The organism is Actinoplanes sp. NPDC048791 (genome assembly GCF_040650095.1).
GTDB lineage: Bacteria > Actinomycetota > Actinomycetes > Mycobacteriales > Micromonosporaceae > Actinoplanes.
Genome location: NZ_JBEZGQ010001152.1, coordinates 1 through 2,442, shown reverse-complemented (window position 1 = coordinate 2,442; position 2,442 = coordinate 1). Strand labels below are relative to the sequence as shown.

The following is a 2,442-nucleotide window of genomic DNA, read 5'->3' as shown; positions in this document are numbered from 1 at the left end:
CGAGCAGGGTGAGCAGATCGGCGTCGGCTGGCGCGGCGGCCAGCGCCGTGCGCAACCGGACCTCGGCGTCCGCGTGCCGGCCGACCTGGGCGAGCTGCCGGGCCTGCCGGTACGCGTCGTCGCCGCTCACAGCAGCTTGCGCTTCCGGAGGTACGCGGCCAGGTCGTCGTACTCGCCGCCGGCGTTGCCGAACATGACCACGCTGCGGGCCGTGGCGAACCAGGCGTCGGTGGACGGGCGCACCTCCCGTACGGCGGCCGTCATGTCCTGTTGCGAGATCATCCGCACCTCACCGGTGGCGATGGCGTCGCGCATCGCGAACTCGGCGGCGGTCTCGCACACGTGCGCGAGGTCCGCACCGGAGAAGTGCTCGGTGGTGGCCGCCAGCGCGCGCAGGTCGATGCCGGCGACCGGCCGCTCGCGCAGGTGGTACTCGAGGATGGCCGCGCGGGCGGTCGCGTCCGGCGGCAGCACCAGGACAGTGCGGTCGAGGCGGCCGGGCCGGCGCAGCGCGGCGTCGATGTCCCAGGGGGCGTTGGTCGCGGCGAGCACGAACACGCCCTCGTTGCCGCCGCCGACCCCGTCCAGCTCGGTGAGCAGCTGGTTGACCAGGGTCCGCATGGCCGAGGAGCTGAGCTGGCTGCGCTTGTGGCCGAGCGCGTCGATCTCGTCGAGGAACAGCACGCAGGGCGCGTGCGAGCGGGCGGCCTCGAACAGGTCGTGCAGGTTGCGTTCCGAGCTGCCGACCCACATCTGCAGCACGTCGACGATCGACAGGGAGACGAACGCGGCGCCCATCTCCCCCGCGACGGCCCGGGCCAGGAACGTCTTGCCGCAGCCGGGTGGGCCGTACAGCAGCAGGCCGCCGCGCAGGCTCTTGCCGAACAGCGTGCGCAGCCGCGGGTTGCGCAGCGGGCCGAGGAAGGCCAGCTCGAGGCGCTGCTTCACCTCGTCCATGCCGCCCACGTCGGCGAGGGTGACCGTGGCCCGTTCGACGTCGAACGCGCGGTCGTCGGCACCGGCCGGGGCGAACCGGGGCGGGACGACGCCCTCGAACTCGCCCTCCAGGGCGTCCCAGTCCACGCCCGGAGCTGGCGAGGGTTTCGGCGCTTCACCCGGAAGAGCGCTCGTCATCACCCGCCGGGCGGCCTCGTTCGCGGGATCCCGGGCCAGCACCTGGGCGGCGTGCCCGATCGCCTCGCCGGTCCGCCCGGCCTCGACCAGCAGCTCGGCCAGGTGCAGCCGCAGCGCGACGTCGTCGGGCCGGGCGGCGACCGCCGCCGTGAGGCTGTCGATCAGGGCGTCGCTCATGAGAGGCGATTATGCCCGGCTTCCCCGTGCGCCCCCGTCAGCGGTCGAGCAGGCGCTCCAGCCCGTCCAGGATGCGGTCGAGCCCGAAGCGGAACGACCGCTCCGGGTCGCCGACCGCGTTGTACTCCAGCCCGGCGGCCTGCCCGACCCGGCCGGAGATCGGGTACGCGTCGCCGGGCATCACCCGTTCCAGGACCGGCGCGTTGACCGCCCACCACTCGGCGTCGGAGATGCCGGACTGTTCGGTGGTGCGCCGGGTGTCGATGGACGACCGCGCCGCCCCGGCCGTGAAGCTGCCCAGCATCGTGATCACCTGGTCCATCTCCAGGTCGGTGAAGCCGGCGCCCTCGATGGCGGCGAGCTGCCACTCGTAGCGGTCGGAGACGTTCGGGCCGATCCACGGCCGGCTGTTCTCCACCTGCAGCAGCCAGGGATGCCGGTGGAACTCGTCCCAGATCTGCTGCGCGACCCCGGTGATCCGCTGCCGCAGCGGGCCCTCGTGCGGCGGCAGCTGCTGCTCGCCGGCCACCTCGTCGATCATCAGGCCGATCAGCTCGGCCCGGCCGGGGACGTAGGTGTAGATCGACATCAGCTTCAGCCCGAGCCGGTCGGCGACCTTGCGCATCGAGAACGCGGGCAGCCCCTCCTCGTCCGCCACCGCGATCGCCGCGCGCACCACCTCGTCCACGCTCACCCGCTGCCGGGGTCCGCGGGTGCCCTGCGGGGTGCCGAGCGTGCGCCGCCACAGCAGATTGAGCGTGCGATCGATGTCCTGATCCATGTGCGCAGATTACCCCGTGGGGTGTACGGTGTTGCCGGCAAGATTTCCGTAAGGCATACGGAGTTAGGAGCCACCGTGACCGACCACGCCCTCATGGCCGACGGACTACGCAAGAGATACGGCGCTCTGCAAGCTCTGGACGGCTTCGACCTGAGCGTGCCGCCCGGCGTCATCCACGGGCTGCTCGGCCCGAACGGCGCCGGCAAGACCACCGCGGTGAAGGCCCTGGCCACGCTCATCCGTACCGACGGCGGCAGCGCGCGGGTCGCCGGCTTCGACGTCCGCACCCAGGCCCGCGAGGTCCGGCGGCGGATCGGCCTGGTCGGGCAGAACGCCGCCGTGGACGAGAT

The 2,442-nt window shown here is 72.8% G+C and carries 3 protein-coding genes; 1 reads left to right on the top strand and 2 read right to left on the bottom strand.

All coding sequences use genetic code 11. The features are described 5' to 3' along the window. Window positions 1-126: 126 nt before the first annotated feature. Window positions 127-1,311 carry a tetratricopeptide repeat protein gene (locus AB0C29_RS43555; protein WP_360833552.1) on the bottom strand — a complete coding sequence of 395 codons (1,185 nt, stop codon included), beginning with the start codon at window positions 1,309-1,311 and terminating at the stop codon, window positions 127-129. 37 nt (window positions 1,312-1,348) lie between these two features. Next, complete coding sequence (locus AB0C29_RS43550; RefSeq protein WP_360833550.1) at window positions 1,349-2,092, bottom strand: TetR/AcrR family transcriptional regulator C-terminal domain-containing protein; 744 nt, start codon at window positions 2,090-2,092, stop codon at window positions 1,349-1,351. 93 nt (window positions 2,093-2,185) lie between these two features. Between AB0C29_RS43550 and AB0C29_RS43545 the strand changes: the two genes are divergently transcribed. Continuing rightward, a partial coding sequence (locus AB0C29_RS43545) for an ATP-binding cassette domain-containing protein (RefSeq protein ID WP_360833553.1) occupies window positions 2,186-2,442 on the top strand: 257 nt, incomplete at its 3' end.